This window comes from Bacillus sp. FSL M8-0266 (genome assembly GCF_038613425.1).
In the GTDB taxonomy this organism is placed as follows: domain Bacteria; phylum Bacillota; class Bacilli; order Bacillales; family Bacillaceae; genus Bacillus; species Bacillus pumilus.
The window spans coordinates 2037025-2062330 of sequence record NZ_CP152015.1 but is presented as its reverse complement, the minus strand read 5'-3'; the positions used below and the strand labels follow the sequence as shown (position 1 = coordinate 2062330).

At 40.7% G+C, this 25306-nt stretch carries 32 protein-coding genes; 23 read left to right on the top strand and 9 right to left on the bottom strand.

The window, feature by feature from the left end; genetic code table 11:
* Window positions 1–158: 158 nt before the first annotated feature.
* Entirely contained in the window at window positions 159–341 is a 183-nt protein-coding gene (locus MKY83_RS10350; RefSeq protein WP_003215507.1) for a hypothetical protein, read from the top strand.
* A gap of 45 nt (window positions 342–386) precedes the next feature.
* Here the strand turns inward: MKY83_RS10350 and cspD are convergent, their stop codons facing one another.
* Window positions 387–587 (bottom strand): cold-shock protein CspD, encoded by a 201-nt coding sequence (gene cspD, locus MKY83_RS10345; protein WP_003215784.1) that lies wholly within the window; start codon window positions 585–587, stop codon window positions 387–389.
* A 259-nt stretch (window positions 588–846) separates the two neighbouring features.
* Here cspD and MKY83_RS10340 point away from each other — a divergent pair, with 259 nt between their 5' ends.
* Window positions 847–1548, top strand: coding sequence for an AIM24 family protein (locus MKY83_RS10340; RefSeq protein WP_044141159.1), 702 nt, complete (start codon window positions 847–849; stop codon window positions 1546–1548).
* Window positions 1549–1582: 34 nt separating this feature from the next.
* On the opposite strand, the gene MKY83_RS10335 is transcribed toward MKY83_RS10340, so the two are convergent.
* Both MKY83_RS10335 and metA read right to left on the bottom strand, forming a co-directional pair.
* The gene (locus MKY83_RS10335) at window positions 1583–2734 is read right to left on the bottom strand and encodes a diglucosyl diacylglycerol synthase (RefSeq protein WP_342487346.1); all 1152 of its coding nucleotides are present in this window, start codon (window positions 2732–2734) and stop codon (window positions 1583–1585) included.
* Window positions 2735–2962: 228 nt separating this feature from the next.
* Window positions 2963–3871 (bottom strand): homoserine O-succinyltransferase, encoded by a 909-nt coding sequence (metA, locus tag MKY83_RS10330; protein ID WP_003215782.1) that lies wholly within the window; start codon window positions 3869–3871, stop codon window positions 2963–2965.
* 138 nt (window positions 3872–4009) lie between these two features.
* Between metA and MKY83_RS10325 the strand changes: the two genes are divergently transcribed.
* From MKY83_RS10325 to MKY83_RS10270, 12 genes are all read left to right on the top strand, one after another.
* The gene (locus MKY83_RS10325; protein ID WP_340960866.1) at window positions 4010–5692 is read left to right on the top strand and encodes a formate--tetrahydrofolate ligase; all 1683 of its coding nucleotides are present in this window, start codon (window positions 4010–4012) and stop codon (window positions 5690–5692) included.
* 74 nt (window positions 5693–5766) lie between these two features.
* Window positions 5767–6249: a glutathione peroxidase gene (locus tag MKY83_RS10320; protein ID WP_003216059.1), complete on the top strand. Its 483-nt coding sequence runs from the start codon at window positions 5767–5769 to the stop codon at window positions 6247–6249.
* A gap of 13 nt (window positions 6250–6262) precedes the next feature.
* The gene (locus tag MKY83_RS10315; protein ID WP_106067078.1) at window positions 6263–6874 is read left to right on the top strand and encodes an HD domain-containing protein; all 612 of its coding nucleotides are present in this window, start codon (window positions 6263–6265) and stop codon (window positions 6872–6874) included.
* A gap of 30 nt (window positions 6875–6904) precedes the next feature.
* Window positions 6905–8041 carry a conserved virulence factor C family protein gene (locus MKY83_RS10310; RefSeq protein ID WP_106067077.1) on the top strand — a complete coding sequence of 379 codons (1137 nt, stop codon included), beginning with the start codon at window positions 6905–6907 and terminating at the stop codon, window positions 8039–8041.
* 306 nt (window positions 8042–8347) lie between these two features.
* The gene (gene ilvD, locus MKY83_RS10305) at window positions 8348–10024 is read left to right on the top strand and encodes a dihydroxy-acid dehydratase (protein WP_044141166.1); all 1677 of its coding nucleotides are present in this window, start codon (window positions 8348–8350) and stop codon (window positions 10022–10024) included.
* A gap of 81 nt (window positions 10025–10105) precedes the next feature.
* On the top strand, window positions 10106–10540 hold the full coding sequence (locus MKY83_RS10300) for a BrxA/BrxB family bacilliredoxin (protein ID WP_003215999.1): 435 nt from the start codon (window positions 10106–10108) through the stop codon (window positions 10538–10540).
* A gap of 66 nt (window positions 10541–10606) precedes the next feature.
* Complete coding sequence (locus MKY83_RS10295) at window positions 10607–11395, top strand: class I SAM-dependent methyltransferase (protein WP_106067076.1); 789 nt, start codon at window positions 10607–10609, stop codon at window positions 11393–11395.
* A gap of 234 nt (window positions 11396–11629) precedes the next feature.
* Window positions 11630–12247, top strand: a complete 618-nt coding sequence (locus MKY83_RS10290; protein WP_044141170.1) for a YpjP family protein — start codon at window positions 11630–11632, stop codon at window positions 12245–12247.
* Between the two features lie 18 nt (window positions 12248–12265).
* Window positions 12266–12793: a phosphatidylglycerophosphatase A gene (locus MKY83_RS10285; RefSeq protein WP_044141171.1), complete on the top strand. Its 528-nt coding sequence runs from the start codon at window positions 12266–12268 to the stop codon at window positions 12791–12793.
* A 107-nt stretch (window positions 12794–12900) separates the two neighbouring features.
* Window positions 12901–13695, top strand: a complete 795-nt coding sequence (locus MKY83_RS10280; protein ID WP_044141172.1) for a thymidylate synthase — start codon at window positions 12901–12903, stop codon at window positions 13693–13695.
* Complete coding sequence (gene folA, locus MKY83_RS10275) at window positions 13692–14177, top strand: type 3 dihydrofolate reductase (protein WP_044141173.1); 486 nt, start codon at window positions 13692–13694, stop codon at window positions 14175–14177. Before MKY83_RS10280 ends, folA begins: the two co-directional genes overlap by 4 nt.
* Before the next feature lie 19 nt (window positions 14178–14196).
* Entirely contained in the window at window positions 14197–14820 is a 624-nt protein-coding gene (locus tag MKY83_RS10270) for a 1-acyl-sn-glycerol-3-phosphate acyltransferase (RefSeq protein ID WP_185108237.1), read from the top strand.
* A gap of 36 nt (window positions 14821–14856) precedes the next feature.
* Here the strand turns inward: MKY83_RS10270 and MKY83_RS10265 are convergent, their stop codons facing one another.
* Together MKY83_RS10265 and MKY83_RS10260 are read right to left on the bottom strand one after the other, a co-directional pair.
* On the bottom strand, window positions 14857–15495 hold the full coding sequence (locus MKY83_RS10265) for a hemolysin III family protein (RefSeq protein WP_044141175.1): 639 nt from the start codon (window positions 15493–15495) through the stop codon (window positions 14857–14859).
* Between the two features lie 14 nt (window positions 15496–15509).
* On the bottom strand, window positions 15510–16478 hold the full coding sequence (locus tag MKY83_RS10260) for a sigma 54-interacting transcriptional regulator (RefSeq protein ID WP_265208217.1): 969 nt from the start codon (window positions 16476–16478) through the stop codon (window positions 15510–15512).
* A gap of 181 nt (window positions 16479–16659) precedes the next feature.
* Between MKY83_RS10260 and ilvA the strand changes: the two genes are divergently transcribed.
* The 7 genes from ilvA to ypmT all read left to right on the top strand — a co-directional run bounded on the left by ilvA (window position 16660) and on the right by ypmT (window position 21488).
* On the top strand, window positions 16660–17928 hold the full coding sequence (gene ilvA, locus MKY83_RS10255) for a threonine ammonia-lyase IlvA (protein ID WP_065098427.1): 1269 nt from the start codon (window positions 16660–16662) through the stop codon (window positions 17926–17928).
* 36 nt (window positions 17929–17964) lie between these two features.
* Entirely contained in the window at window positions 17965–18216 is a 252-nt protein-coding gene (locus MKY83_RS10250; protein WP_003215729.1) for a YpmP family protein, read from the top strand.
* A gap of 187 nt (window positions 18217–18403) precedes the next feature.
* A complete protein-coding gene (locus tag MKY83_RS10245) occupies window positions 18404–19246 on the top strand; it encodes a DegV family protein (RefSeq protein ID WP_003215944.1) in 843 nt (280 codons plus the stop codon).
* 24 nt (window positions 19247–19270) lie between these two features.
* Window positions 19271–19861 carry an SCO family protein gene (locus tag MKY83_RS10240; protein WP_340911255.1) on the top strand — a complete coding sequence of 197 codons (591 nt, stop codon included), beginning with the start codon at window positions 19271–19273 and terminating at the stop codon, window positions 19859–19861.
* A gap of 69 nt (window positions 19862–19930) precedes the next feature.
* A complete protein-coding gene (locus tag MKY83_RS10235) occupies window positions 19931–20692 on the top strand; it encodes an SGNH/GDSL hydrolase family protein (protein WP_065098210.1) in 762 nt (253 codons plus the stop codon).
* A gap of 9 nt (window positions 20693–20701) precedes the next feature.
* Entirely contained in the window at window positions 20702–21268 is a 567-nt protein-coding gene (locus tag MKY83_RS10230) for a YpmS family protein (RefSeq protein WP_065098209.1), read from the top strand.
* A 22-nt stretch (window positions 21269–21290) separates the two neighbouring features.
* Complete coding sequence (gene ypmT, locus MKY83_RS10225; protein WP_044141182.1) at window positions 21291–21488, top strand: protein YpmT; 198 nt, start codon at window positions 21291–21293, stop codon at window positions 21486–21488.
* Window positions 21489–21518: 30 nt separating this feature from the next.
* On the opposite strand, the gene MKY83_RS10220 is transcribed toward ypmT, so the two are convergent.
* The 3 genes from MKY83_RS10220 to MKY83_RS10210 form a co-directional block, all read right to left on the bottom strand.
* Window positions 21519–22184, bottom strand: coding sequence for a DUF4397 domain-containing protein (locus tag MKY83_RS10220; RefSeq protein WP_342487345.1), 666 nt, complete (start codon window positions 22182–22184; stop codon window positions 21519–21521).
* A 119-nt stretch (window positions 22185–22303) separates the two neighbouring features.
* Complete coding sequence (locus MKY83_RS10215) at window positions 22304–22564, bottom strand: hypothetical protein (protein ID WP_044141184.1); 261 nt, start codon at window positions 22562–22564, stop codon at window positions 22304–22306.
* A gap of 54 nt (window positions 22565–22618) precedes the next feature.
* Window positions 22619–23050 carry a MarR family transcriptional regulator gene (locus MKY83_RS10210; protein WP_012010292.1) on the bottom strand — a complete coding sequence of 144 codons (432 nt, stop codon included), beginning with the start codon at window positions 23048–23050 and terminating at the stop codon, window positions 22619–22621.
* Between the two features lie 137 nt (window positions 23051–23187).
* Here MKY83_RS10210 and msrA point away from each other — a divergent pair, with 137 nt between their 5' ends.
* Both msrA and msrB read left to right on the top strand, forming a co-directional pair.
* The gene (msrA, locus tag MKY83_RS10205) at window positions 23188–23724 is read left to right on the top strand and encodes a peptide-methionine (S)-S-oxide reductase MsrA (RefSeq protein ID WP_044141185.1); all 537 of its coding nucleotides are present in this window, start codon (window positions 23188–23190) and stop codon (window positions 23722–23724) included.
* Window positions 23721–24152, top strand: a complete 432-nt coding sequence (gene msrB, locus MKY83_RS10200; protein WP_065098207.1) for a peptide-methionine (R)-S-oxide reductase MsrB — start codon at window positions 23721–23723, stop codon at window positions 24150–24152. Before msrA ends, msrB begins: the two co-directional genes overlap by 4 nt.
* A 51-nt stretch (window positions 24153–24203) precedes the next feature.
* Here the strand turns inward: msrB and MKY83_RS10195 are convergent, their stop codons facing one another.
* Window positions 24204–25232, bottom strand: coding sequence for an SDR family NAD(P)-dependent oxidoreductase (locus MKY83_RS10195; protein WP_113768491.1), 1029 nt, complete (start codon window positions 25230–25232; stop codon window positions 24204–24206).
* Window positions 25233–25306: the final 74 nt, after the last annotated feature.

The window sequence follows — 25306 nt, the reverse complement described above, 5'->3', positions numbered from 1 at the left end:
GGTTTTCCCTGCTCAAACATTCGCTCTTGAAAAAAAACGGATAGAATGTGTAAAAAAAGAACATATTCCGAAAAATGAGCCGATATAACTATAGAAAGTTTTGGTTGAGTTACTTTTTGACTAAGTGACGGATATTAGAGGAAAAGGGGAAGGCCGGTATGAATAATAAGGAGTTCGAAACGGTATTACATCGAACATTTCAAGAGGTGTACAGCGATCTAGAGCAACTTGTAGATGTAGCAAAGAAGGGAAGACCTTTTCTCGAAAAAGATATCTCTGAAATTGAACAACGACTGAAGCAAAATATTTTAGCAATTGAAATTCAGCTGAAAATCAAATAAGAGAGGCATAAGCCTCTCTTTATTTTGCATCATTGATTTGGTTGATTAGATTTTTGTTACGTTTGCAGCTTGAGGTCCACGATTACCTTCAACGATTTCAAAAGAAACTTCTTGTCCTTCTTCTAAAGACTTGTAACCGTCACCTTCGATAGCTGTGAAGTGAACGAATACATCGTCTCCGCCTTCAACTTCAATGAAGCCGAAACCTTTTTCATTATTGAACCATTTTACTTTACCGTTTTGCATATTGCTTTTTCCTCCTAGTACTGTAGCATACCTTTTGGCATACTAAAAAAAATTTTCATCACCTAACGACTTTGCAGTTGTTAAATGATGGTTCCACTATACACCATCAAAAGTAAAGCGTCAAGCGGGAGAGCCAAATTTTGAGCAGAATGTTTGATTTTTTTTGACAAATAACAATAATAGCTAAACCGTCCCCATTTTCTGAAACTTTATGCACAGTTTGTCCGTATATAAAAAAAATATAGAAAGAGGTGCTATCATGAATCGTTATACACTCGAAGAATTTGTTCAGAATACGCAGCAGGAAGATAAGGGAGAAGGGGTCTTCGAACTTGAAACACCAAGACTTTTAGAAATTAATTTGACTGATACCATTTGGGCAAAAACAGGTTCCATGGTTTCGTACCGAGGCAAAATCAAATTTGAACGTGAGGGCGTGTTTGAACATGGCGTCTCAAAGATGTTCAAAAAAATGCTGTCAGGAGAAGGCACTTCACTCATGAAGGCAACAGGTGATGGAAAATTATATGTGGCAGATCAAGGCAAAAAAATCTCAATTCTTCGTTTGGCTCAAGGCGAATCCATTTTTGTGAATGGGAATGATTTGCTCGCATTTGAGCCTTCAGTCCGCTGGGATATCAAATTGATGAAAAAAGTATCGGGGATGATTGCAGGCGGATTATTTAATGTCAAATTAGAAGGACCAGGCCTTGCTGCGATTACGAGTCATTATGAGCCGCTCACATTGATTGTTCAGCCGGGTGACTCTGTCTATACAGATCCAAATGCGACAGTTGCATGGTCAGGGGATTTAAAAACTGAATTTGTAACAGATGTTTCATTCAAAACCTTTATTGGCAGAGGAAGCGGAGAGTCTATTCAAATGAAATTTAGCGGAAGCGGATTTGTTGTCGTGCAGCCGTTTGAAGAAGTGTACACAACAAATGGAAATCAAGGATAAAGAAAAAAGGTGTCCGTCATTGACGGACACCTTTTTATGATAATGCGCGAGCATACGTTTTGTTATTCGTGATGAGATCTGATTGCTCAACGATATCTTCCAAAATGGTTTGAGAAGAATGCTTTGAGTGAAGATTTTTCATGTTTTGTTTCATGGTTTCTAACTTTTCTTCATCTTGAAGCAAGTTGGTCACAGATTCTAAAATGTCTTCATGTCTGTTGATGACGATGGCTGCACCATAATCTTCAAAGAAATGAGCATTTTCCTTTTCTTGTCCAGGGACAGGCTTGTAAAGAATGACTGGGACGCCGATTGCAGTTGCTTCTGTTAAAGTAATGCCACCTGGTTTTGTGATCATACAATCTGTTACTCTGAACAATTCATCAATTTGTTCCACATATCCAAGCGCCTTCAATTGATCTGGATGTGCTTGTTCAAGATCGCTTAGTGATTGTTTCAGCGCTGCGTTCTTTCCGCATACAACAACAATTTGTACTTCACTGTCTAGAAGCAACGCTTCACATAATTCCTTGACATTTTTCAGTACACCATGAGCACCGGCCATAATCAGAAGAACTTTTTTGTTTGATGATAATCCATATTTTTTATAAATCTTCGATTTTGGCACGTCTGCTTCAAATTGTGGTCTAATAGGAATGCCTGTCACTTTGACATCGCTTGGACGTGTGCCGATTTCCACTAATTTTTGTTTCACATAATCGGTTGCAACATAGTACCGGTCGATGTTTTCATGTACCCAAATCTTATGAAGACAGAAATCTGTCATGACATTAAATGTCGGGATGACTTTTCCTGTTTTGTTCCGGTATTCAGGAACAACAATCATCGGGAATGTAATAATAATGATATCCGGATTGTGTAATTGAATAAGTTCATCAAGACGCTTATTTCCCATTTTTAAATAAATGTTAAATTTGCGTTTATTGTAAATTTTATCTACACCGTAATAAAACAAGCGATAAAATTGTTTCCCAATGGAAAAGCTCTTCAAGTATAAATATTGAGTCACTTCCGACACAATGGGATTTGATTCTTGATACAAATTAGAAACTACAACATGCTCAAAGCCTTGAGATTTGCACTCATCATACAGTGTTTTAGCCACCTGCATATGTCCATTTCCATAATTTGCGGTCAAGATTAATATTTTTTTATTGGTATTCAAGAATATTCACCTCAAATGTAATCAACAACAACAAAACTTCGTACGAAAACTATTAATCTCATAGGTCTACATATACATAAAGATAACATATAAACAGCGAGAGCATATCATTCGTTACGAAAGAATTAAACTAATTTTAAAAAACAACAAGACTAAATTGATAATGGAAGACAGAGCCATTTGTATTTTAACACATTTTGGCCATTTATCATCAGACTACAGTCTATTTTATTCCCAAACGTATGGTGTTTCTTGATAAACATAATAATTGAGCCAATTCATAAACAGTAAAGTGGCATGGGCTTTCCATCGATTCACTGGGACTAATGTGTCACCATCTTCTATAAAATAGTGGACAGGTTTTTGGACTGTATCATCCTTCAACAAATCTCTTTCATATTCCTGCTTCAATGTGTCCGTATCATATTCAGGATGTCCAGTTAAAAATACTTGTTTATCATCATCTGAAACAATTAAACAAACACCCGCTTCTTCAGAGACACTCAATACTTTTAAATTCGGCGTGTTTTTTAATTGTTCTGTATTAATATCTGTATGCCTCGAATGTGGGACATAGTATACTTCATCGAAACCTCTGACTAATCTTTCTTTTTTCTCTTTCACAAGATGCTCAAATACACCAAATTTTTTCTCAGCAAGCTTGATTTTCTCAATACCATAATGGTGATATAGGCCTGCCTGTGCACCCCAGCAAATGTGAAGAGTAGACGTCACATTCGTTTTACTCCAGTCCAAGATGTCCTGCAGCTCTTTCCAATAGGAAACTTCTTCAAAAGCTAAATGCTCAATTGGTGCGCCGGTGATGATCATTCCATCAAATTTCTTATGGCGAATCGATTCAAAGGTCGTATAAAATTCATCTAGATGCTCTCTCGACGTATTCTTCGGTGTATGCGTACTTGGAATCAAAAACGTAAAGTACACTTGCAAAGGAGAATTTCCGAGCATTCTTAGCAGCTGCGTTTCAGTTTGTATTTTTTTTGGCATTAAATTTAAGATCACGATATTCAAAGGACGGATATCTTGCTTGAATGCCCTTGTCTCATCCATGACGAAAATGTTTTCGCTCTCTAGTATTTGTTTTGCCGGCAGATGAACTGGTATGTTAATAGGCAACTCGCCACCCCCTGAATCAAAGCTAATTTCACTTCATTATAGGAACTTTCTGGCGATATTTCAATGTTTCAATTATGTTACAATGAAAAACAGAGCAAAAACAAAGCTGTTTCTCGAAAAAAAGGAGGCCGTTTATTTATGATCACAAAGCATTTATCAGATATTGACATCGCCCAAAAGGCAAAGCTGAGACCTATTCAAGACATCGCAGCAAAGCTGCAAATACATGACGAAGAATTAGAATGCTATGGTTTCACAAAAGCGAAAATATCTTTGACTATTTTTGACCGTTTAAAAGAACAAAAAGAAGGACATGTGATCCTTGTCACATCGATCAATCCAACGCCAGCAGGTGAAGGGAAGTCCACCGTCACAGTCGGGCTCGGTCAAGCCTTTGAAAAAATAGGGAAAAAAGCAATCATTGCAATGCGAGAGCCTTCATTAGGTCCTACAATGGGCATAAAAGGCGGTGCAGCAGGTGGAGGATATTCACAGGTGCTACCAATGGAAGAAATCAATCTTCATTTTACAGGAGATTTTCATGCCATTACTTCTGCACATAATGCCTTATCTGCGTTCATTGATAACCATATCCATCACGGAAATGAACTTGGCATCGACGCGCGCCGCATTGTATGGAAGCGAGTGCTTGATTTAAACGATCGTGCTTTAAGACAGGTCGTTGTCGGACTTGGTGGACAGGTAAATGGGTATCCTAGAGAAGACGGGTTTGACATCACGGTTGCCTCCGAAATGATGGCCATCCTTTGTTTAGCAGAAGACTTAACCGACTTGAAAAAACGTCTTTCTTCTATTGTTGTTGCCTATAATCAAGATGGGGAGCCAGTCACTGTTGGTGCACTTGGATATGAAGGTGTTTTGACGTTACTTTTAAAAGACGCACTCAAACCGAATCTTGTACAAACGATTGAAGGAACTCCGGCCCTCGTTCATGGCGGTCCTTTTGCCAATATTGCGCATGGATGTAATAGTTTAATTGCAACTAAAATGGCGGCGAAATTAGCCGATTATGTCGTAACAGAAGCTGGATTTGGAGCAGATCTTGGAGCGGAAAAGTTCCTGCACATTAAAACAAGAGCTGGTGATTTCAAGCCTGGTGCAGTTGTCATTGTGGCGACTGTCAGAGCATTAAAGATGCATGGCGGAATGAAGAAAGCAGAACTCAAAGAAGAGAATGCACAAGCCGTATTAAAAGGTATACATAATTTAGAAAAGCATATTGAAACTGTGCAAGCCTTCGGTCTTCCGTACATTATCGCAATAAACAGGTTTATCACTGATACAAAAGAAGAGATTCAAGCGATAGAAGATTGGTGCCTTGCACATGACCATCCAGTCAAAGCTGTGAATGTATGGGAAGAAGGTGGCGAAGGCGGGACAGCACTTGCCGAAGAACTCGCAACACTTATTGAAAAGAAGAAGAACAGCTTTTCCTATTTGTATGAAGAGCATGATTCCATCGAAGAAAAATTATCTAAGGTTGCCAAAGTGGTTTACGGAGCAGACGGGGTCACACTCACTTCAAAAGCAAGAAAGCAGCTGGCAGCCATCGAGGAAAACGGCTGGGGGCATTTACCGGTGTGTATGGCAAAAACGCAATATTCACTTTCGGATGATCCAGCTTTAATTGGGAGACCAAAAGGTTTTACCATTACGATTCGTGAGTTAAAACCATCTGTAGGAGCAGGATTTATTGTTGCTTTAACCGGAAGCATTCTGACAATGCCAGGATTACCTAAAAAACCAGCGGCGCTCGAGATGGATTTATTAGAAGACGGCAGTGTGACAGGACTCTTTTAACCGGAAGCATAAAAAGCGATTTTATAAAAGAAGCATGTTACGATAGGGAAAAGTGAATCCTAGGAGGCTATGAGATGTCAATTTATGATATTCAGGTCAAGACCATTAACGGTCAAGAAAAATCAATGGCAGATTACAAAGGAAAAGTACTCATTATTGTCAATACAGCAAGCAAATGTGGACTAACTCCTCAATTTAAACAACTGCAGGAGCTATATGATCAATATCATGAAAAGGGCCTTGAAATTTTAGGATTTCCATGTAACCAATTTATGAACCAAGAACCAGAAGGAGAAGAAGCCATTCAAGAATTCTGTTCTTTGAATTATGGGGTGACCTTCCCTATGTTTGCGAAAGTAGATGTCAATGGTGACAACGCGCACCCGCTCTTTAAACATTTAACAAGTCATGCAAAAGGTGTACTTGGCACGAAAACAGTGAAATGGAATTTCACAAAATTTATCGTGGATCAAAACGGAGAAGTCACTGAGCGGTTCTCTCCGAAAACATCACCAAAAGAATTAGAAAGCTCCATCATCGCTCTTTTGGACAAATAAGGTGCTTACCGTCATGCAGAAAAAACAATTGGAGGCAGCTGCCTCCTTTGTTTCAGATCGGCTGAAATATGAACCGACTGGACACGATGCGGCTCATATTGATCGTGTGCGGCAGCTTGCCCGCCAGATTGCAAATCAAGAAGGCGGCTCTCTTTTTGTGATTGAAATGGCAGCGATTGTTCATGATATCATTGATGAAAAACTGTCGAGTGAATGGAAGCTTTCACCACAGCAGCTTGAGCATCAGCTCCTTTTTTGGGAAGTTCATACGCGAGATATTCGTTATATCATGGACATCATTACAACGATGTCTTTTCGTCATCGACATAAGCAGAATAGACCAATAACGTTAGAAGGGGCCATTGTTCAAGACGCAGATCGGCTCGATGCGATAGGAGCAACCGGTATTGCGAGGGTGTTTACTTATGCAGGCGCAAAAGGGGAACCCCACTATTCAAAGGACACGCAGCAGGGCTCCGTGCTAAAACATATGGAAGAAAAACTGCTCAAATTAAAAGACTTAATGAACACTCATGCAGGAAAGCAGCTTGCTGAGGATCGGCACGATTTGATGAGCCTATTTATCAAGACATGGAAAGAAGAATGCGGCCTTACAGATGAGTAGGGTCTTTATGTGTGTAAGGAGGATGTATAGATGAAAATAACAGCGATAGAACCGACGCCAAGTCCAAATACGATGAAGGTCATTTTGACAGAAGCACTTGCCGGCGGTAAAAGCAACAACTACAAAAAGGATCAAAAAGACGAAGCGCCAGAGATGATTAAGCGTATTTTGAACATTGAAGGTGTAAAAGGTGTTTATCATGTCGCAGACTTCTTAGCGGTTGAGCGTAATGCAAAGTTTGACTGGCAGGGCATCTTGCAGCAGGTCAGAGAAGCCTTTGGTCAAGAAACAGAAGGCCTTCAGGAAGGATCGCAGTCTGGCGGTGACACATTTGGCGAAGTCAAAGTGTTTGTCCAAATGTTTAATGGGATTCCGATGCAAGTCAAATTAACAGACGGTGAAAGAGAAGAGCGATTCGGCATGCCTGAACGCTTCCAAGCAGCCATTTTAAAGCTCAGAAGCAGTTCAGACAATGTCGTATTTGAACGTGTGTGGAAAGAACATGGCGTTCGTTTTGGCGACTTTGCAGATATCGGTCAGGAAGTGACAGAAGAGCTGCAGGCAGCCTATGATGATGAGCGTTTAGCTCGCTTAACAGAAGCGGTCAAAGAAGGGCAAGAAGCTGTAGATCGACAGGTGAACCGTAAGGCATATGACGTGACAGAAGAAATGCTGCGTGAGGAAGATTGGAAAAAGCGCTTTGCCCATCTAGAGCAAATGCAGCCAGAGCAAAAGGATATACCTGTTTTAATGAAAGCAATGGAGGACCCTAAAACATCGATTCGCAGACAAGCCGTTGTGAATGCTGGAATGATTGAAGATCCTGCTATTCTGCCTATTTTATATAAAGGGCTTAAAGATAAAACAGTGACGGTCCGCAGAACTGCTGGAGACTGCATTTCAGACCTTGGTGACCCGAGCGCTATAGAAGCAATGATCGAATCATTAAAGGACCCAAGTAAACTTGTTCGCTGGCGTGCAGCGATGTTTCTTTACGAAGAAGGTGACGAAACAGCACTTGACGCATTAAAAGAAGCTGAGCAAGACCCAGAATTTGAAGTCAGCCTTCAAGTGAAAATGGCGATTGAGCGCATTGAGCACGGAGAAGAAGCGAAAGGCTCAGTATGGAAGCAAATGACAGAAAGTAGAAAAAATGCATCAGAATGATGAGACTTATGAACAAGCTGCCAATGATAGGCAGCTTGTTTTTCTAAAATCATAGACAGAAAAATTTTTTTAGAAAAATTATTTTGAATATTGTTGAAATATACGAAAAAACTCTATATAGTAGTACCAATATAGAATATTGGAGGTCAGATTTTATGACACGAACCTTGCTGAGCGCTAGATTCAGCAGCCATGTTGGTCATCGGTCATTCATCGGTGGCTAAATAAACAGAAAATTTGTAAAATAAAATCAACTCAAAATCATACAGTCAACAAGACTTGTAGTATAGGAGGCTTTTTAAACAGATGGCAGAACTTCGTAGTAATATGATTAAACAAGGAATTGACAGAGCACCTCACCGAAGCTTACTAAGAGCAGCGGGGGTAAAGGATGAGGACTTCGGCAAGCCATTTATTGCTGTATGTAATTCCTATATTGATATTGTCCCAGGTCATGTCCATCTTCAGGAATTCGGAAAGATTGTGAAAGAAGCCATTCGTGAAGCTGGCGGGGTCCCATTTGAATTTAATACGATTGGGGTCGATGATGGAATTGCAATGGGTCATATCGGGATGAGATATTCACTACCAAGCCGTGAAATCATTGCTGACTCTGTCGAAACCGTTGTATCTGCTCACTGGTTTGATGGAATGGTTTGTATTCCTAACTGCGATAAAATTACACCGGGGATGATGATGGCAGCAATGCGTGTCAATATTCCGACGGTCTTTGTCAGCGGTGGACCGATGGAAGCGGGTAGAACAAGTGATGGCAGAAAGATTTCTCTTTCTTCTGTATTTGAAGGCGTCGGTGCTTACCAGTCAGGTAAAATTAACGAAGAGGAATTAAATGAATTAGAACAGTTTGGCTGTCCGACCTGCGGATCTTGTTCAGGTATGTTTACAGCAAACTCAATGAACTGTTTAGCAGAGGCGCTTGGAATTGCTCTTCCTGGAAATGGAACGATTTTGGCGACATCACCAGAGCGAAGAGAATTTGCGAAAAAGTCAGCAAAACAACTAATGGAGCTCATTAAAAAGGATATTAAACCACGTGATATTGTGACTGAAAAAGCAATTGATAACGCATTTGCATTAGATATGGCACTTGGTGGTTCAACGAATACAGTTCTTCACACACTGGCGATCGCAAATGAAGCAGGTGTTGAATATTCACTTGAACGTATCAATGAAGTAGCAGAGCGTGTGCCTCATTTATCAAAACTTGCTCCAGCTTCGGATGTTTATATTGAGGATTTACATGAAGCAGGCGGCGTCACAGCTGCGCTAAATGAATTGTCCAAAAAAGAAGGCGCACTTCATTTAGATACAATGACCGTCACAGCGAAAACACTTGGTGAGAACATTGCAGGTCATGAGGTCAAAGACTATAACGTCATTTATCCAATCGATAAGCCATTTACTGAAAAGGGCGGTTTAGCCGTTTTATTTGGAAACCTTGCGCCTGATGGAGCCATCATTAAAACGGGCGGGGTACAAGATGGAATCACACGTCACGAAGGACCTGCAATCGTATTTGAATCCCAAGAAGAAGCTCTTGAAGGCATCATTAATAGAAAAGTAGAAGCAGGACATGTTGTCATCATTCGCTATGAAGGACCTAAAGGCGGACCTGGTATGCCAGAAATGCTTGCTCCTACTTCACAAATTGTCGGGATGGGACTTGGACCAAAGGTTGCTTTAATTACGGACGGACGTTTTTCCGGCGCTTCTCGTGGTTTGTCTATCGGACACGTCTCTCCTGAAGCAGCTGAGGGCGGCCCGCTTGCCTTTGTTGAAAATGGTGACCATGTCGTCGTCGATATTGAGCAGCGCATTTTAAGCGTAGAGGTTCCAGAGGAAGAATGGGAAAAACGAAAAGCGAACTGGAAAGGCTTTGAGCCAAAAGTGAAAACGGGCTATCTTGCCAGATATTCAAAACTTGTGACCTCAGCCAATACAGGCGGAATCATGAAAATTTAATCTGAAATAGAACATTTGAAAATTGGCTCTCTCTATAGTATCCTTTATTCACAACATAAGGATTTTAGAGGGGGCTTTTTTATGTCAATGGCATATGAAGAATATATGCGTCAGCTCGTTGTGCCAATGCGCCAAGAGTTGACAAGTGCAGGATTTCAAGAACTAACGACGGAAGAAGAAGTAGAACAAACGATGCAAGAAGCTGAAGGAACAACATTTGTTGTTGTTAATTCTGTATGCGGCTGTGCTGCCGGCTTAGCACGCCCAGCAGCGACTCAAGCTGTGATGAAGGCAGAAAAAGCGCCCGACAAAATCGTCACAGTATTTGCTGGGCAGGACCGGGAAGCAACAGCAAAAATGAGAGAATACTTCACTGGTGAAGAGCCATCATCTCCTTCTATGGCCCTTTTAAAAGGAAATGAACTCGTTCATTTTATCCCACGTGACGAAATTGAAGGTCATGAAATGGAAGATATCATGAAAAATGTCTTAACTGCATTTGAAAAACATTGCTAATACACGTGTTGAAATGCCCTGGAACTAGATCAGGGCATTTTTTCTTGATCATGATGGAGGAACGATATGCTCATTACAACAAGCTTTAGAGCAAATGAACAAACGATTGGAACAGCAAAGGCACTTGCAGAGGATTTACATGGTGAGTATGTAGAAAGACGCAAACAATCTGTCAAACAGCTTGCGATAAAACGAGGAGATGTCCTTGTTGTCGGGAAAGAAAGATTTGAATGGTATCAGCCAAATGGTGAAAAGTTCTTCTTTCATCCAAGCTCAGCGATGTTCAGGGTGAAGCGGATCTTGCGCGAAGAAAAGGATCCCTTAATTGAAGCAGCACAGCTAAAGCCGGGCGATTCCTTTTTAGATTGCACACTGGGCTTAGGGTCTGATGCGATAACTGCAAGCTGTGCGATAGGCAGGAATGGAAGGGTCGTCGGTATTGAAAAGAATCCCATTACGGCATTACTTGTGCGAGAAGGACTGAATACATGGGAGACGGGGATAGAGGAAGCTGATGAAGCGATGAAACGGATTTCTGTTATTAGTGGAGACAGTATCGAGCAACTAAAGAAGTATCCTGACTGTTCATTTGATATCGTCTATTTTGATCCGATGTTTGAGGAAACGATTCAAGAATCTACAAGTATAGCGCCGCTGCGTCATGCGGCAGAGCACGACTTTGATCACGAAGCAGCCGTGCAAGAAGCATTAAGGGTGGCAAGAAAAAGAGTGGTGTTAAAAGATCATTGGAAAAGCACACGATTCACAGCGGACTGTTACCAATTTCATGTCATCAAACGAAAAACAGCCCAATTTCATTATGGATATATCGAGAAAGAAAAAAGCCCTCTCTAAGGGCTTTTAATCCGTAATCTCCATATAGACAAAATAAAACAGTGTCAGCAAGGAAGCTGTGACGAAAAAGCCTTCAAGCATACCCATTCCTCCCAAATTTTAGTTGCCTGTACTGTCATTGTAAACGTTTTATTATAAAAAAGAAAGTCTCAAATCAGTGACCAAATTGAATGACTGAAAATTCATTATATGCTAGAATAGCAGTATGATAACTTATGGAAGGAATTAGATATCATGAAGATGTGGATGAGAAAAACGCTTGTTGCGCTCTTTACAATTGCAACTTTTGGTTTGGTCTCTCCTCCGTCGGCTTTGATGACAGACAAGCCATCTGAACTTTCTTCACCTGATAAAACGCCTTATACAGCGGTTTATGATACATCAGATGAATTGCGCAGCTGGGAACGATCGCAAGAGGCAAGCAAAGAGCAGGTAGACCCCTTTGAGCAATATAAGGAAGAGGTTCTATCAAGTGCAGAAAATCAATCCTTTCTCAAATTCGGCCGTAAAATCACACCTGTCATTGAAGACGAGTACAGAGAAGAGATTCAACCGAAAATTGAACAAGTGTTAACCGATGTTTTAACAAATTTCAAAGATGACGAAAAATTTCAAGATGTTGTGTTAACTGATCAGCCTTCAAGCGGAAATGGCGAAAAAATCTTTCACATATACAACCGGAAGACTGGAGAAGATTTGCTCCGTTTTCATGTGAGAAGAGATCAGCCGCCACACAGCGGATATTGGTTTAACTTTCACTACCATACAGCAGAAGATGGATTCCAGACGCATCATGAACTCGGTAATATTTACTGGGACAAAAACACCCCGCCGAGCTGGATGAGCCACTAGAAGGAGATGTCATGCCAATTGAAAAAGTATACAATGAACGAAATGGTGCAGATTACAAAACGAATGTTAAACGAACGCGGAGTGAAAATTGAAGATATTGCACACATTGTGCTAAAGCTTCAAGAAAAATATCATCCAAACCTTCCACTTAGTGTCTGTATTGAAAATGTTGAAAAAGTGTTGAATAAAAGGGAAATTGTCCATGCTGTTTTAACAGGACTTGCCCTTGATCAGCTGGCTGAAAAAAAGCTGTTGCCAGAACCTTTGCAGCACTTAGTTGAAACAGATGAGCCGCTATATGGAATTGATGAGATTATTCCGCTTTCCATTGTCAATGTATATGGATCAATCGGTTTGACCAACTTCGGTTATTTAGATAAAGAGAAATTTGGTATTATCAGGGAATTAGATGAAGGTCGTCCAGGTGAAGTGCATACCTTCCTTGATGATCTTGTCGCCGCGCTTGCCGCAGCAGCAGCTAGCCGTATTGCTCACTCACACCAAGATATTAAGGACGAAGAGCAGGATCGAGTGAATCAAGTATAAAAGAAAAACATGTCTGCTCATTATTATGCAGGCATGTTTTTTTGGTGTTTAAACAAAAGCAGAAATAAGGTAAACTACAACAAGAACATAAATAAAGGATGAAAAAAATGAAACAATACAAAGAGTTATGCCGTCATGTATTACAGCACGGGGATGAAAAAGGTGACAGAACGGGAACAGGCACAATCAGCACGTTCGGTTACCAGATGAGATTTGATTTGCAGGAAGGATTTCCGCTGTTAACAACAAAGAAATTGCACCTGAAATCAATTATTCATGAGTTACTGTGGTTTTTAAAAGGTGATACAAATGTCAAATATCTTCAGGAAAATGGTGTCCGTATTTGGAACGAATGGGCAGATGAAAATGGCGAACTGGGCCGTGTATACGGAGCGCAGTGGCGATCTTGGGCTAGCGGGGACGGTGAGACTGTGGATCAGATCACAAAGCTGATCCACGATATCGAGCATAATCCGAATTCAAGAAGACTGATCGTCAGCGCTTGGAACCCGGCTGAAATTGATCAAATGGCACTGCCACCATGTCATTGTCTGTTTCAATTTTACGTATCAAACGGGAAGCTTTCTTGCCAGCTTTATCAAAGATCGGCAGATATCTTTTTAGGCGTGCCATTTAATATTGCTTCATATGCTCTTCTCACGATGATGATTGCCAAAGTCACAAATCTTGAGCCAGGAGAGTTTGTTCATACGCTAGGAGATGCACATATTTATCAGAATCATCTTCCGCAGGTGAACATGCAGCTAGAGCGCGAGGAACGCACGCTTCCGCAGCTTCGCATCACAAGAGATGTGAAGAGCATCTTTGATTTCACGTTCGATGATTTTGTACTTGAGAACTATGATCCGCATCCGCATATCAAAGGAGAAGTCAGTGTATGATTTCGATGATTGTGGCGACAGGAAAAGACAGAGTCATTGGTCAAGATAATCAAATGCCTTGGCATTTACCAGCTGATTTAGCGTATTTTAAGAAGGTCACAGGCGGTCATACGATTGTCATGGGCAGAAAAACGTTTGAATCAATTGGACGAGCGCTGCCTAACCGTCGAAATATCGTTTTGACAACAAGTTCTTCTTTTGAAGCAGAAGGATGCGAGGTTGTCCATTCCATTGCCGATATTTTGGCAATTGGGGAAAGCGAGACAGAGTTATTTATCATCGGCGGGTCTAAGCTGTATGAAGAAATGATGCCATATGCGGATCGTCTATATATCACGCATATTCACCATGCGTTTGAAGGAGACCGCTACTTTCCTGATTACAATGAAAACGAATGGACGGTTGTATCACGCGAAAAAGGCCATCGTGACGAAAAGAACCCCTACAATTATGAATTTGTCGTATATGACAAAAAAGGATAAATGAGTAGGAGGAGTACGGTTGTTTCGTTATTGGGTTTTAACGCTTTATGTTGTTGTATCCTTTTGTAAAAGTTTGAGGCATTTGCATGCCCATGAATTAACTGATCCACGCATTTCCTATACGAAACGAATGCATCTCATTCATGAGCATGCAAAAAGGTTTGCCCGGGGATGTATTGACCAGTCAGGATCAGTCATGACCATTCACCAGCAAAAGAAGCTGCCAAATGGACCCGTTATTTATATCACACAGGCACTGAATCCAGTCACGACGACATTATTGATTGGTCACCTTGAGAAGCCATTTGCTTTCATGGCAAAGCCGAATCTTTTTCGATATCCGATTTTAAAACAATGGCTGAAGAAGATGGCGGTTATGCATCAGAATCAATCTGATGATGCCTTGTTAGAAGAAGCAAAGGAAAGAATCTTATCGGGGCAGAGTGTATTGCTTTCAGAAGCACATCGTCACATGGCAGAGGCACTTGCTGAAGATTGTGATTGTCCGCTTGTACCGATTGAAACAAGTGGAACGGATCGTCTATTAGCTGGAAAAGTCGTGAAAAGGCTGCGGCCTGTTAACGTTGATATTCATATTAAAGCGCCTGTCATGATGAGCGATTACGCCCAAAAGCGCGCATAAAAAAACCAGCATCCATTTTTCGGATGCTGGTTTTTTTCATGCAGCAGGAATGTTCACACAATAGAAGAGAATGCAGAAGAATATCGACGCACTTCCGCCGAGCACAAAGCTGTGCCAAATCGCATGATGATAGGGGATTTTACGCCAAATATAAAAGATGGTTCCGACCGAATACAAAAGACCGCCTAATAGTAAGAGGCCAAATCCTGCGCCCGTTAATTGAATGTAAAGTGGTTTAATGGCAATGATAATCATCCAGCCCATTAATAAATAAACGAGGGTGGACACAATGATAAACCGTTTGACGAAAAAGATTTTAAAGACAATTCCGCCAGCAGCAAGAGCCCAAACAATCGCAAGAAGCGTATAGCCGAGTGCGCCTTTTAATGGTCCTAGTAAAAAGGGCGTATAGGTACCAGCAATCAATACATAAATAGCCGAGTGGTCGAGGATTTCAAATACATCTTTTGTTTTTTTGTGCCGAATGCTATGAAGCAAGGTCGAGCTTAAATAAAGCAGCAACATGGACGCGCCAAATATCGAAAAGCTGATGATCTCTGTGACAGTGCCGTATTGAACAGCGAATAACACGAGAAAAACAATGGCTGGTATGGATAAAATAACGCCAATGCCATGTGTAATGGCGTTGGCAATTTCTTCTTTTACAGTAAACAATGGATGTCCTCCTTTTATTGAACCGGTATATAACCATCAAGTGACTTCAGGAATGAAAGACCTTCAAGTGTAATCTTCGTGCCGGCCCTGCCTTTTCCTTTCGTCACGTATGCTTTTTTCTCAAGATCATCTAATCGGCTCCTCACCTGCTGAGGGGTCAGCGGAATGTCGCCTTGTTTGCTTAATTCAGATAAGATGCGTCTGCTGGCTGCTTCACCTTTCTCATTGAGAGATTTAATGGCTTCTAGCAGGAAAACAAACTCTTGTTTTTCCATTAGTGTGAGCTGATGATCTTCCTTTTTTCCTTTTACCTCCGGCGAAAGAGGGGTTAACACAAAAGGCGGCAGGTGGTGTAAAAATACCGTTTGCCCCTCGAGAATGACTGCAGCATAATGAACGATATTTTTGAGTTCCTGTACGTTTCCTTCAAACGGATACTCCTGCAAGGTTTCCCAAACACTTGGATCAATATCAGGCGCCATGCTCAGCTCCTGAAAGAAAGCAGTTGTTAACACAGGAATGTCAGTTTTTCGATCTGCTAATGAAGGTAAAGGCAAATGGAAAACATTTAAGCGATAAAACAGCTCAGGTAAAAAGGTAGATGAAACCCTCAATGCCTCTATTGATAAAGACGAAGTGGTAATGATTTTTGTTGCAGGAGAGATTTCCAGAAAACGAATGACCTGATGCTGCATAGGAATACTTAATGCGGCGATTTCGTCTAAATAAAGGATTTGACGGGTCTTTTCCGTGAAGGCTTTCTGCAAGGTATCTTCATCTAAAATGGGGCAATATAGATGTTTCAGTGAAGCGTTTGGAGCCGATGCATGAGCAATTTCATGGGCAAATCGTGTTTTGCCTGTGCCAATGTCTCCTGTGATCAAGACCGGCTGCTCGTGCTTTGTGAATTGCTTTGCCAGGTGAATGGCACGCTTCATTTCTTGATGTTCTCCATATATAGACGTAAACGAATGTGTGGTCATCGGGTGGTTCCTTTCTTTATGGTTCTTATTGGTTCAATTGTAACACCCAATAAAACCAAATGTACAGAAAAACGAAAAAGTTTATGAAATTTATACTTGATCCATGATCTATCGGTTTATTTTTTGAATATTCATGTTATAATGACAAATTAAATAAGGTTAAAGAGAAAGGATCTTGTACATGAAACCGTTGCTCAAAGAAAACACGCTAATTCAAGTGAAAGATATTTTAAAGGCCCATCAAAATTTGAAGGATGTTGTCATTCATACACCTCTTCAAAAAAATGAGCGACTTTCTGAACGATATGAATGTAATGTCTACTTAAAAAGAGAGGATCTGCAAGTAGTTCGTTCCTTTAAATTAAGAGGCGCTTTTAATAAAATGAGTCAGCTTCCAAAAAATAAACTAGAAAACGGCATTGTCTGCGCAAGTGCAGGAAATCACGCACAAGGTGTTGCCTATTCTTGTAAATATCTAGGCATCCACGGGAAAATCTTTATGCCTGCTACGACACCAAGACAAAAAGTATCTCAAGTGGAGCTTTTCGGCAAAGAATATGTTGAAATTATCTTAACCGGAGATACGTTTGATGATTCATATCATGAAGCAGTTAAATGCGGAGATGAAGAGAAGCGCGAGTTTATCCATCCGTTTGATGATTTGGATGTGATGGCAGGACAAGGAACGACTGCTGTAGAAATATTAAATGATATCGAAGTGGAGCCTCACTTTTTATTTGCAAGTGTTGGAGGTGGAGGTCTGTTATCTGGAGTTGGTACATATATCAAAAATATCGCCCCAGAAACCGAAATCATTGCCGTCGAACCGCTTGGCGCAGCTTCACTCCATGCTTCCCATGAAAAGGGCAAGGTTGTGACACTTGATTCCATTGATAAGTTTGTAGACGGAGCAGCGGTTCAGCGGATTGGCGAAAAGACGTTTACATCGCTACAGTCTGTTGTCGATAAAATTAGTCTTGTACCTGAAGGAAAAGTATGTACAACCATTTTAGAGCTTTATAATCAATGTGCGATTGTAGCAGAGCCGGCAGGCGCACTTCCGATCGCTGCGCTGGATGCCCATCGCGAGGAGATTAAAGGGAAAAATGTTGTCTGTATTGTCAGTGGAGGAAATAATGATATTGGCAGAATGCAGGAAATCAAAGAACGGTCGATGATCTATGAAGGGCTTCAACATTATTTCATTGTCAATTTTCCGCAAAGAGCAGGTGCGCTTCGAGAATTTTTAGATGAAGTATTAGGGCCAAATGATGATATCTCCCGCTTTGAATATACGAAAAAGAATAACCGAAGCAAAGGACCCGCGCTTGTTGGCATCGAATTGAAAGAAAGAGATGACTATGCGGCGCTCATTGAACGGATGAATAAAAAAGGATTCCATTATGTTGAAGTGAATAAAGATCAAGATTTATTCCACCTATTTATTTAGGCGTAACAGAACATTGGAAAAGAGGATTGATCGTTTGTGCTGCTCAAAACAATATGTTTTAGACGGATGGATGGAGCTCAGATCAAGGTAACAGAAGTTCCTGTACTAAAGGGAGATGAGCCGTATCGTTTCATGCTCACCTTTAGACTTGAAGCTTTCTTGAAAAAAGTCTATGTATCTAAAGGAAAGAGAGCTGTGTACTCTTTCAGAGAGGATGTGAAACGTAACGTCAAGTGGAGCACATATGAGCAGATCTATCAGGAGCCTACACTGAAACACAATGCGTAAAAAGGAATCTTTGTCAAAGGGAGTGAGCGGCTGTTTTAAAATGGCTGCTGCTCAGCTTGGCAAGGATTTTTTTCATGAAAAGAAGAAAATGTGACAATTTCCAAAACGTCATGACAGTTGTTTTCAAGTAAGCACGAAATAAGGTAATATCATAAGTAAAGACTAAGACAGCAAGGATGAGACGATAGTGAAACAAATTAAAATTGTAACAGATTCAACTGTGGACCTTCCGCAAGAAAAAATCAATGATCTTTCCATTCACGTGATTCCGCTCAATATCTCCATTTCTGGGGTTGATTATATTGACCGAGTAAATATACAGCCAGATGAATTTATTGAAAAAATGGAGGCTGCTGAGGAATTGCCGAAAACGTCTCAACCTGCGATCGGTCAATTCGTCGAATTATATGAAAGGCTGACGGCAGATGGAAGCGAAGTCATTAGTATCCATTTAACGGGTGGGATGAGTGGTACGGTTCAAACTGCTGAAAGCGCTTCGAAAATGGTAGACGGAAACATCACGGTGATTGATTCAAACTTTATTTCATATGGATTAGGGTTTCAAGTCACCAAAGCAGCTGAACTTGCACAAAATGGTGCAAGCCGTGAAGACATCATCAAAGAAATGGATAAAATCCGACTTGGAACAAAGCTATTTGTCACAATTGATACATTAGAAAATCTCGTGAAAGGTGGAAGAATTGGAAGAGGGAAGGCGCTGATCGGCTCACTTCTACACATCAAACCAATTGCCAGCTTAACAGACGGGGTATACACGCCAGAAGCGAATGTGCGAAGCTATTCTGCTCTTGTCCGCTATTTAACCAAACAGTATGTACAGGCGGTGAAAGGAAAAACAGTTCAAGCCATTGGGATAGCGCATGCAGATGCATTAGAACTCGCTGAAAAGCTTAAATCAGCGCTGCTTGATCATACACCTGAAGCACCTGTTGACATCGCCTACACAACACCGATTATTTCGTGTCACACTGGAAAAGGCGCAATAGGCTTTACTTTTTATACCGATTGACTTGAAAAAGGGGATGGACGTACCATGCTTAAAAAAAGGGGAGCCTCACTTGGTGCGCTTATTATCATAAGCGTGCTTCTTTTAGTCTCATGTTCAAATGGACAAATCAAAGATGCGTTAAATTATCAAATACAGCCGTTTGAATATGAAAATCAGGATGGACAAAAGGTGTCATTGGATGATTTGAAGGGGAAAGTATGGGTGGCAGATTTTATTTTCACAAGCTGTGAAACGATCTGTCCGCCGATGACTGCGCATATGACAGAGCTGCAAAAACGGTTAAAAGAAGAAAAATTGGATGCGCATATCATTTCCTTTAGCGTGGACCCGGAGGTAGATTCACCGAAAAAGCTAAAAGAATTTGCAAAAGCATATCCTTTATCCTTTAAAAATTGGGATTTCCTCACTGGCTATTCACAGTCTGCGATCGAAAAATTCGCAATGAAAAGCTTTAAAACCATTGTGAAGAAACCTGAAGATGAAGACCAAGTGATCCATCAGTCATTGTTTTTCCTAGTTGATCAAGAAGGGAAAGTGATGAAAAATTATGATGGTGTACAAAACACACCATATGATGACATCATCAAGGACATCAAAACGCTGATCCGAAGCTAGCATAAAGATGTTCAAATGAGCAAAAACATGATACACTTTTTTAATCAGAAAAAGGAGGGACATCATCGTTTGAAGGCTCGTTTGATTTTGATTGTGATGTCTCTAGCTTTTGTTCTTTCTGCATGTTCCGCGCAAGAGGCTGGCATAAAGGATAAACTAGAAGACACACAAGACGTAAAAGAACATATTACCATCGCAGCGGTTGGAGATTCTTTAACAGAAGGAATCGGAGATCAACAAAAAAAAGGATATGCAGGCATGACTCGTGACAAGTTAGAAGCGGTGGACGGCGTGCAATCTGTCACATTAAAAAACTATGCCATTAAAGGCAGTAGAACGGTAGATTTATTAAAAAGATTAAAAGAAAAAAAGGTGCAAGACGGCCTGAAAGATGCTGACTATATTTTCTTTACGATCGGCGGCAATGACTTAATGCATGTCGTTCGTCAAAATGTGCTCAATTTGACGTTTGCTCCTTTTCAAAAAGAGCAGGGGCCTTTTGAGGAGCGCTTTAAAACCATTCTTGCTCAACTGAGAGAACATAATGACCATGCGAAGATCATGTATGTAAGCATGTATAATCCTTTTAAATTCAGTCTCACTGAGCTAAGAGATATTGATGAAGTCGTCAAAGACTGGAATGCCGTCGCCAAAAAAGAACTGAAAAAAGACGGCAACGCTGATATGATCAATGTGGCCGATTTATTTGAAGAAGATTCTGATGAAAAATTACTGGCAGATGATGATTTCCACCCAAACCAAAAGGGGTACTCTCTTATGGCAAATCGTTTATTCTCCAAAGTGAAAAAAGAAGGACTGCCGAAGGAATAGGGTGAACGTATGAAAAAGTGGAAAAGCTTATTTTTTATTTTACTTGCAATCAATCTATTGATTGTACTTGCCTGCGGTATTTTGATGTTGCTGCCAGGCGGTCAATCCGCTTCAACTAAAGAATTGAAAAGCGAGTATTCTTTTAATATATCTAGCTCAAAGGAATCACTCACTAGCTTTATCAATGATTACTTGAAAAATCAAGGGTCTAGTGATATGCCAGACTTTCATGTGGCGATCGATCAAGATGTGAAAGTAACAGGCGCCATTAAAGCTTTCTCTTCGACGATTGATGCAAACGTCTCATTTACGCCAACTGTCGAAGATAATGGTGATGTGCTTTTGAAAGTGGATGGCCTTTCAATTGGACAATTGAGCATTCCGATTAGTTTTGTTCTAAGCTACATGGGTCAGTTCTATGAACTGCCAGAATTCGTTCATGTGAAACCGGATCAAAAAACGGTTGAAGTGCGCCTTTCAGAAATGCCGCTGACGAATGATATGTATGTAAAAGCAAACAAAATTGATCTACAGAACGATGAAATTGAGTTCTCATATTATCATCCAAAGCAATAGAAAGTGAGTCAGGAGTGAAATCATGAAGCGAGTCTATCAATATTTTAGTTTACTGTCGTTTTTATTTGCTGCGTATTTTGGCATGACAGCTGCCACTGATTTAAGAGCAGAAAATATCGATCAGTTTTACTTAAATATTGCCTATTGTGCATTATTTCTAGGTATCATGATTCTTGCTTTTGATTTTCAAAAGCAAGAAAAAGCTGAAGATGTCTCGTAAAGAGCCTTTCCTTTATGGAAAAGGCTCTTTTTATATTTGCTGAGACAAGACCACCTTCGCCATGAGCTCTGGCTCTCCATTAGCAAATCCATGAAGCAGAATGAGGTATGCGCGATTGACTTGCAGATGAACTTTTGGGATATCAAGCAGTATACTTTGAGTGCCGGCGGCTTTCAATTCAAAATGATATTTATTCGGGGAGAAATGATGAATGTGAGTGCTGTTTACATAGTGAAGCTCCTTAGCTAACACCCCTTGATCACGTTCATATATATCAATGGAAGGAAGGTCTGGAGAAAGGTGGACAAATGTAAGGGCTGACAGATCCTCATGTTGAATTAGAGGGTCTTGCCGCTCTGTCAGCAGCGCAAAACCTGCATGCGCACCTGTGATACATAGGGTATAAATCTCGTCACGTTTAATCATCATACGAGAATGAAGAACTCTTTGTTTTGTAGCTAGCTTGAACACTTCTATCTCATACATCCCCTCATCCCACTCCATATAAGCTGTTAACTGGCTGTAAGGCATTTTTTTCAAAACCTCATTCCGGTTCACATAAACAGCGAGCTCACTAAGATCTGGGGCAGCGTGAAAGAGCCGAACAAAGGCTTTGGATGAAGGGCTGCTTTGAGGGTGCTCGAAGCCCGCAGCGAGTGGACGGTATGGATGGTTATGATAAAAGAGCTGCTGCATGTATCAATCCCTACTTTCTTATGCGATGGTGTTTTTTGTAGCGTATGCATGAAAAAGACGATCTGTATAGGCAAAAGAAGCATAGAAAAAAGCCTGACGTTTTCCGTCAGGCCCGCATGTTAAGAAGGAGAAGAATATTGATGATATTCAGCTAGCTTAATGAACGTTTTTTCATCCTCAATGAGACCACAAACACCGCACTGGACCTTTATTTGAGGACCTTGATAGCTCATGTGAAAAGGAGAAAGCTGCTCTCCATCGTATCTTTCGACAACTTCTCCGGTCGCAGGGTCCAGCTTCACAGGTTCTGAAAGCTGCTCAATCAGATTAAAGCGCGTTCTGTTCGTTTTACAGTTTGGACAAAGATAAGGGCTTGTCATGGTTCATTCCACCTCTTTTTATCCGTAGCATGTCCAATGCGCTAAATTCTATGCTTAATCCTTTTGACTTTTATCCAGCTTTTTAAATAATTTAATCATTGTTTTTAGTTCCTCGTCGTCGAATGACTCAAATCGCTCCATAAAGTATTCTGTTTTCTTTTTCTCAAAATGCTCAGTAATTTCCTTACCCTTATCGGTTAAGTGGATTTTAATGATGCGGCGATCCTCTTTAGAACGGATACGGGTGATCCAGCCCTTTTCTACGAGTGTGTCGGTCACAGCTGTGATATGGCTTGCTGACACCCCTAGAATGGACGCAAATTCCGTTACTTTTTTTGCACCTTGCTCACGAAGCAGATTTAAAATAAGAAATTCATTCCGAGATAATTCGTTTTCGAGCAGGCTGTTAATCTCATAACGGATCTGCTTAAATACGGTTCTCAGTAAAGTATCCATTTCATACATCATTTTTTTTCTTTGTTCCAATCATCAAACCCCCATTATATTGTAAAATACGACAAAATGCTTTCTTATATTTTAGGTATACAAGTCGTATCATTTTCATTATTTTTCATCATGTTATAATATGATGATACCATTTTTTAAATGAAGGGGGCACTAATATGTCTGAAAAACAAGAATTAGCCACATTTGCAGGAGGCTGCTTCTGGTGTATGGTTAAACCTTTTGATGAACAGCCAGGCATTATCAAAGTTGAATCAGGGTATACTGGCGGACATACAGTGAATCCGACCTATGAAGAAGTATGTACAAATACAACGGGACATAGAGAAGCGGTTCAAATCACGTTTGATCCAGACGTTTTCCCGTATGAAAAGCTATTAGAACTGTATTGGCAGCAAATAGACCCAACAGATGATGGCGGGCAATTTGGTGATAGAGGAGAGTCCTACCGCACAGGTATTTATGTTCATCATGACGAGCAGAGAAAGCTTGCAGAGGCATCGAAAGAGAAGCTGAACGAAAGCGGCACTTTCCAAAAGCCAATTGTGACAGAAATTTTAGATGCTGCTCCTTTTTATCCCGCAGAGGAATATCATCAGCATTATTATAAAAAGAACAAAATGCACTACGAACGATATCATGTCGGTTCTGGCAGAGCGGGTTTTATTGAGTCCCATTGGAGTGATAAATCATGACAAACGATAAAGAAAAACGACTAAAAGAATTAAACCGAATGCAGTACGAAGTCACACAAAATAATGGCACTGAGCCGCCATTTCAAAATGAATTCTGGGATCATAAAGAAGAAGGCATTTATGTAGATATCATTTCAGGCAAGCCGCTTTTTTCTTCTTTAGATAAGTTTGATGCCCATTGCGGCTGGCCGAGTTTTACAAAGCCGCTTGAAGATGAGGAAGTAGCGGAGAAGGTGGATAAGAGCCATGGGATGGTGCGGACAGAGGTGCGCAGCAAGACAGCAGATTCTCATCTAGGGCATGTCTTTCCTGATGGACCAGGACCAAATGGTCTTCGGTATTGTATTAACTCAGCCGCTTTGAAGTTTATCCCAAAAGATGATCTTGAAAAAGAAGGCTATGGGGATTTGAAACATCTATTTAATTGATCTATTGAAAAATCGTCACATGGAAAGCATCTGCTTCCGTGTGACGATTTTTTATTTTTTATGATGCGTGTGATGTAATTGTTCAATGATGCGGAATAGCTTTTCTTTTGTAATGAGAGGCGCTTCATTGGATGTGTAATTAGTTAAGTCGACTTTTTGAAAGTCAGCGTGCAGTTTTGGTCGTGGTAAAATGGCATAAAATTGTTCATGCTCAAATAGTGCATCTGCTTCGTGCGGAAATGTAAGCTCTTCGTGAAGCTTTTCTCCAGGTCTTTTCCCGACAACGAGAACTTCCGGAGATGTGACATTGATTTGAGTAGCATATTCATGAAACGCTTTTAAGAGATCAGCAAGCTGTAATGACTCCATCTTGAGAATGAACGTTTCGCCGCCTTTCATCATGATGGCTGCTTGAAGTGTGAGGGAGACAGCCTCTTCGATGGACATAAAAAAACGTGTCATATGAGGATCAGTTACGGTCAAAGGTTTTTCATTTAACAACTGCTGAAGCATGATGGGAATGACGGAACCTCTTGAGCCAAGCACATTGCCAAAACGCACAGAGCAAAACATTGTTTTTTGGTTCGCAATACTTTCGTTTGCTTGGAAAAATAGTTTTTCTGAAATCAATTTTGTTGCACCCATGGCATTTGTCGGAGAAACTGCTTTGTCAGTGGAGATGTTGACAACATGACTGACTTCATGTTCAATTGCGGCTTCAATGATGTGCTGCCCGCCGATAATATTTGTTTGTACGGCTTCAAACGGATTGTCTTCACAAGTGGGTACTTGTTTTAAGGCGGCTGCATGGAAGATGATATCAACGCCTTTGACGAGCTGTCTCACTCGGCTTGCATCTCGTACATCGCCTAAAGCGAAGGCAACTTCTGGGTGATCCCCATACTCATTTTTCATCATGTATTGTTTGCTGTCATCTTTGCTAAAGACGATAATCTTCTTTGGAGAGCATGATGTTAATTTTTTTACAATTTGACGGCCGATCGAACCTGTACCACCTGTGACTAATATCGTTTTGTCACGAAAAAAAGCCTTCAAACTCGTTTCTATTTTTTTGGACATATCTAATCCCCCAACTCTCATTTCTCTACTTTGCATCATATGTGAAAGAGTGGTATCCGTTTGAGGAAAAGAAC

Bases quoted from the DNA above. Each gene is read 5' to 3' on its own strand.
- ilvD (WP_044141166.1), top strand. From the start codon at position 8,348: ATGGCAGAACTTCGTAGTAATATGATTAAACAAGGAATTGACAGAGCA.
- MKY83_RS10220 (WP_342487345.1), bottom strand. From the start codon at position 22,184: ATGCAGCAGCTCTTTTATCATAACCATCCATACCGTCCACTCGCTGCG.
- MKY83_RS10340 (WP_044141159.1), top strand. From the start codon at position 847: ATGAATCGTTATACACTCGAAGAATTTGTTCAGAATACGCAGCAGGAA.
- MKY83_RS10350 (WP_003215507.1), top strand. From the start codon at position 159: ATGAATAATAAGGAGTTCGAAACGGTATTACATCGAACATTTCAAGAG.
- MKY83_RS10310 (WP_106067077.1), top strand. From the start codon at position 6,905: ATGAAAATAACAGCGATAGAACCGACGCCAAGTCCAAATACGATGAAG.
- MKY83_RS10295 (WP_106067076.1), top strand. From the start codon at position 10,607: ATGCTCATTACAACAAGCTTTAGAGCAAATGAACAAACGATTGGAACA.
- ypmT (WP_044141182.1), top strand. From the start codon at position 21,291: ATGAAGCGAGTCTATCAATATTTTAGTTTACTGTCGTTTTTATTTGCT.
- MKY83_RS10215 (WP_044141184.1), bottom strand. From the start codon at position 22,564: ATGACAAGCCCTTATCTTTGTCCAAACTGTAAAACGAACAGAACGCGC.
- MKY83_RS10280 (WP_044141172.1), top strand. From the start codon at position 12,901: ATGAAACAATACAAAGAGTTATGCCGTCATGTATTACAGCACGGGGAT.
- folA (WP_044141173.1), top strand. From the start codon at position 13,692: ATGATTTCGATGATTGTGGCGACAGGAAAAGACAGAGTCATTGGTCAA.
- MKY83_RS10240 (WP_340911255.1), top strand. From the start codon at position 19,271: ATGCTTAAAAAAAGGGGAGCCTCACTTGGTGCGCTTATTATCATAAGC.
- MKY83_RS10195 (WP_113768491.1), bottom strand. From the start codon at position 25,232: ATGTCCAAAAAAATAGAAACGAGTTTGAAGGCTTTTTTTCGTGACAAA.
- msrA (WP_044141185.1), top strand. From the start codon at position 23,188: ATGTCTGAAAAACAAGAATTAGCCACATTTGCAGGAGGCTGCTTCTGG.
- MKY83_RS10290 (WP_044141170.1), top strand. From the start codon at position 11,630: ATGAAGATGTGGATGAGAAAAACGCTTGTTGCGCTCTTTACAATTGCA.
- MKY83_RS10315 (WP_106067078.1), top strand. From the start codon at position 6,263: ATGCAGAAAAAACAATTGGAGGCAGCTGCCTCCTTTGTTTCAGATCGG.
- cspD (WP_003215784.1), bottom strand. From the start codon at position 587: ATGCAAAACGGTAAAGTAAAATGGTTCAATAATGAAAAAGGTTTCGGC.
- msrB (WP_065098207.1), top strand. From the start codon at position 23,721: ATGACAAACGATAAAGAAAAACGACTAAAAGAATTAAACCGAATGCAG.
- MKY83_RS10260 (WP_265208217.1), bottom strand. From the start codon at position 16,478: ATGACCACACATTCGTTTACGTCTATATATGGAGAACATCAAGAAATG.
- MKY83_RS10325 (WP_340960866.1), top strand. From the start codon at position 4,010: ATGATCACAAAGCATTTATCAGATATTGACATCGCCCAAAAGGCAAAG.
- MKY83_RS10230 (WP_065098209.1), top strand. From the start codon at position 20,702: ATGAAAAAGTGGAAAAGCTTATTTTTTATTTTACTTGCAATCAATCTA.
- MKY83_RS10300 (WP_003215999.1), top strand. From the start codon at position 10,106: ATGTCAATGGCATATGAAGAATATATGCGTCAGCTCGTTGTGCCAATG.
- MKY83_RS10320 (WP_003216059.1), top strand. From the start codon at position 5,767: ATGTCAATTTATGATATTCAGGTCAAGACCATTAACGGTCAAGAAAAA.
- ilvA (WP_065098427.1), top strand. From the start codon at position 16,660: ATGAAACCGTTGCTCAAAGAAAACACGCTAATTCAAGTGAAAGATATT.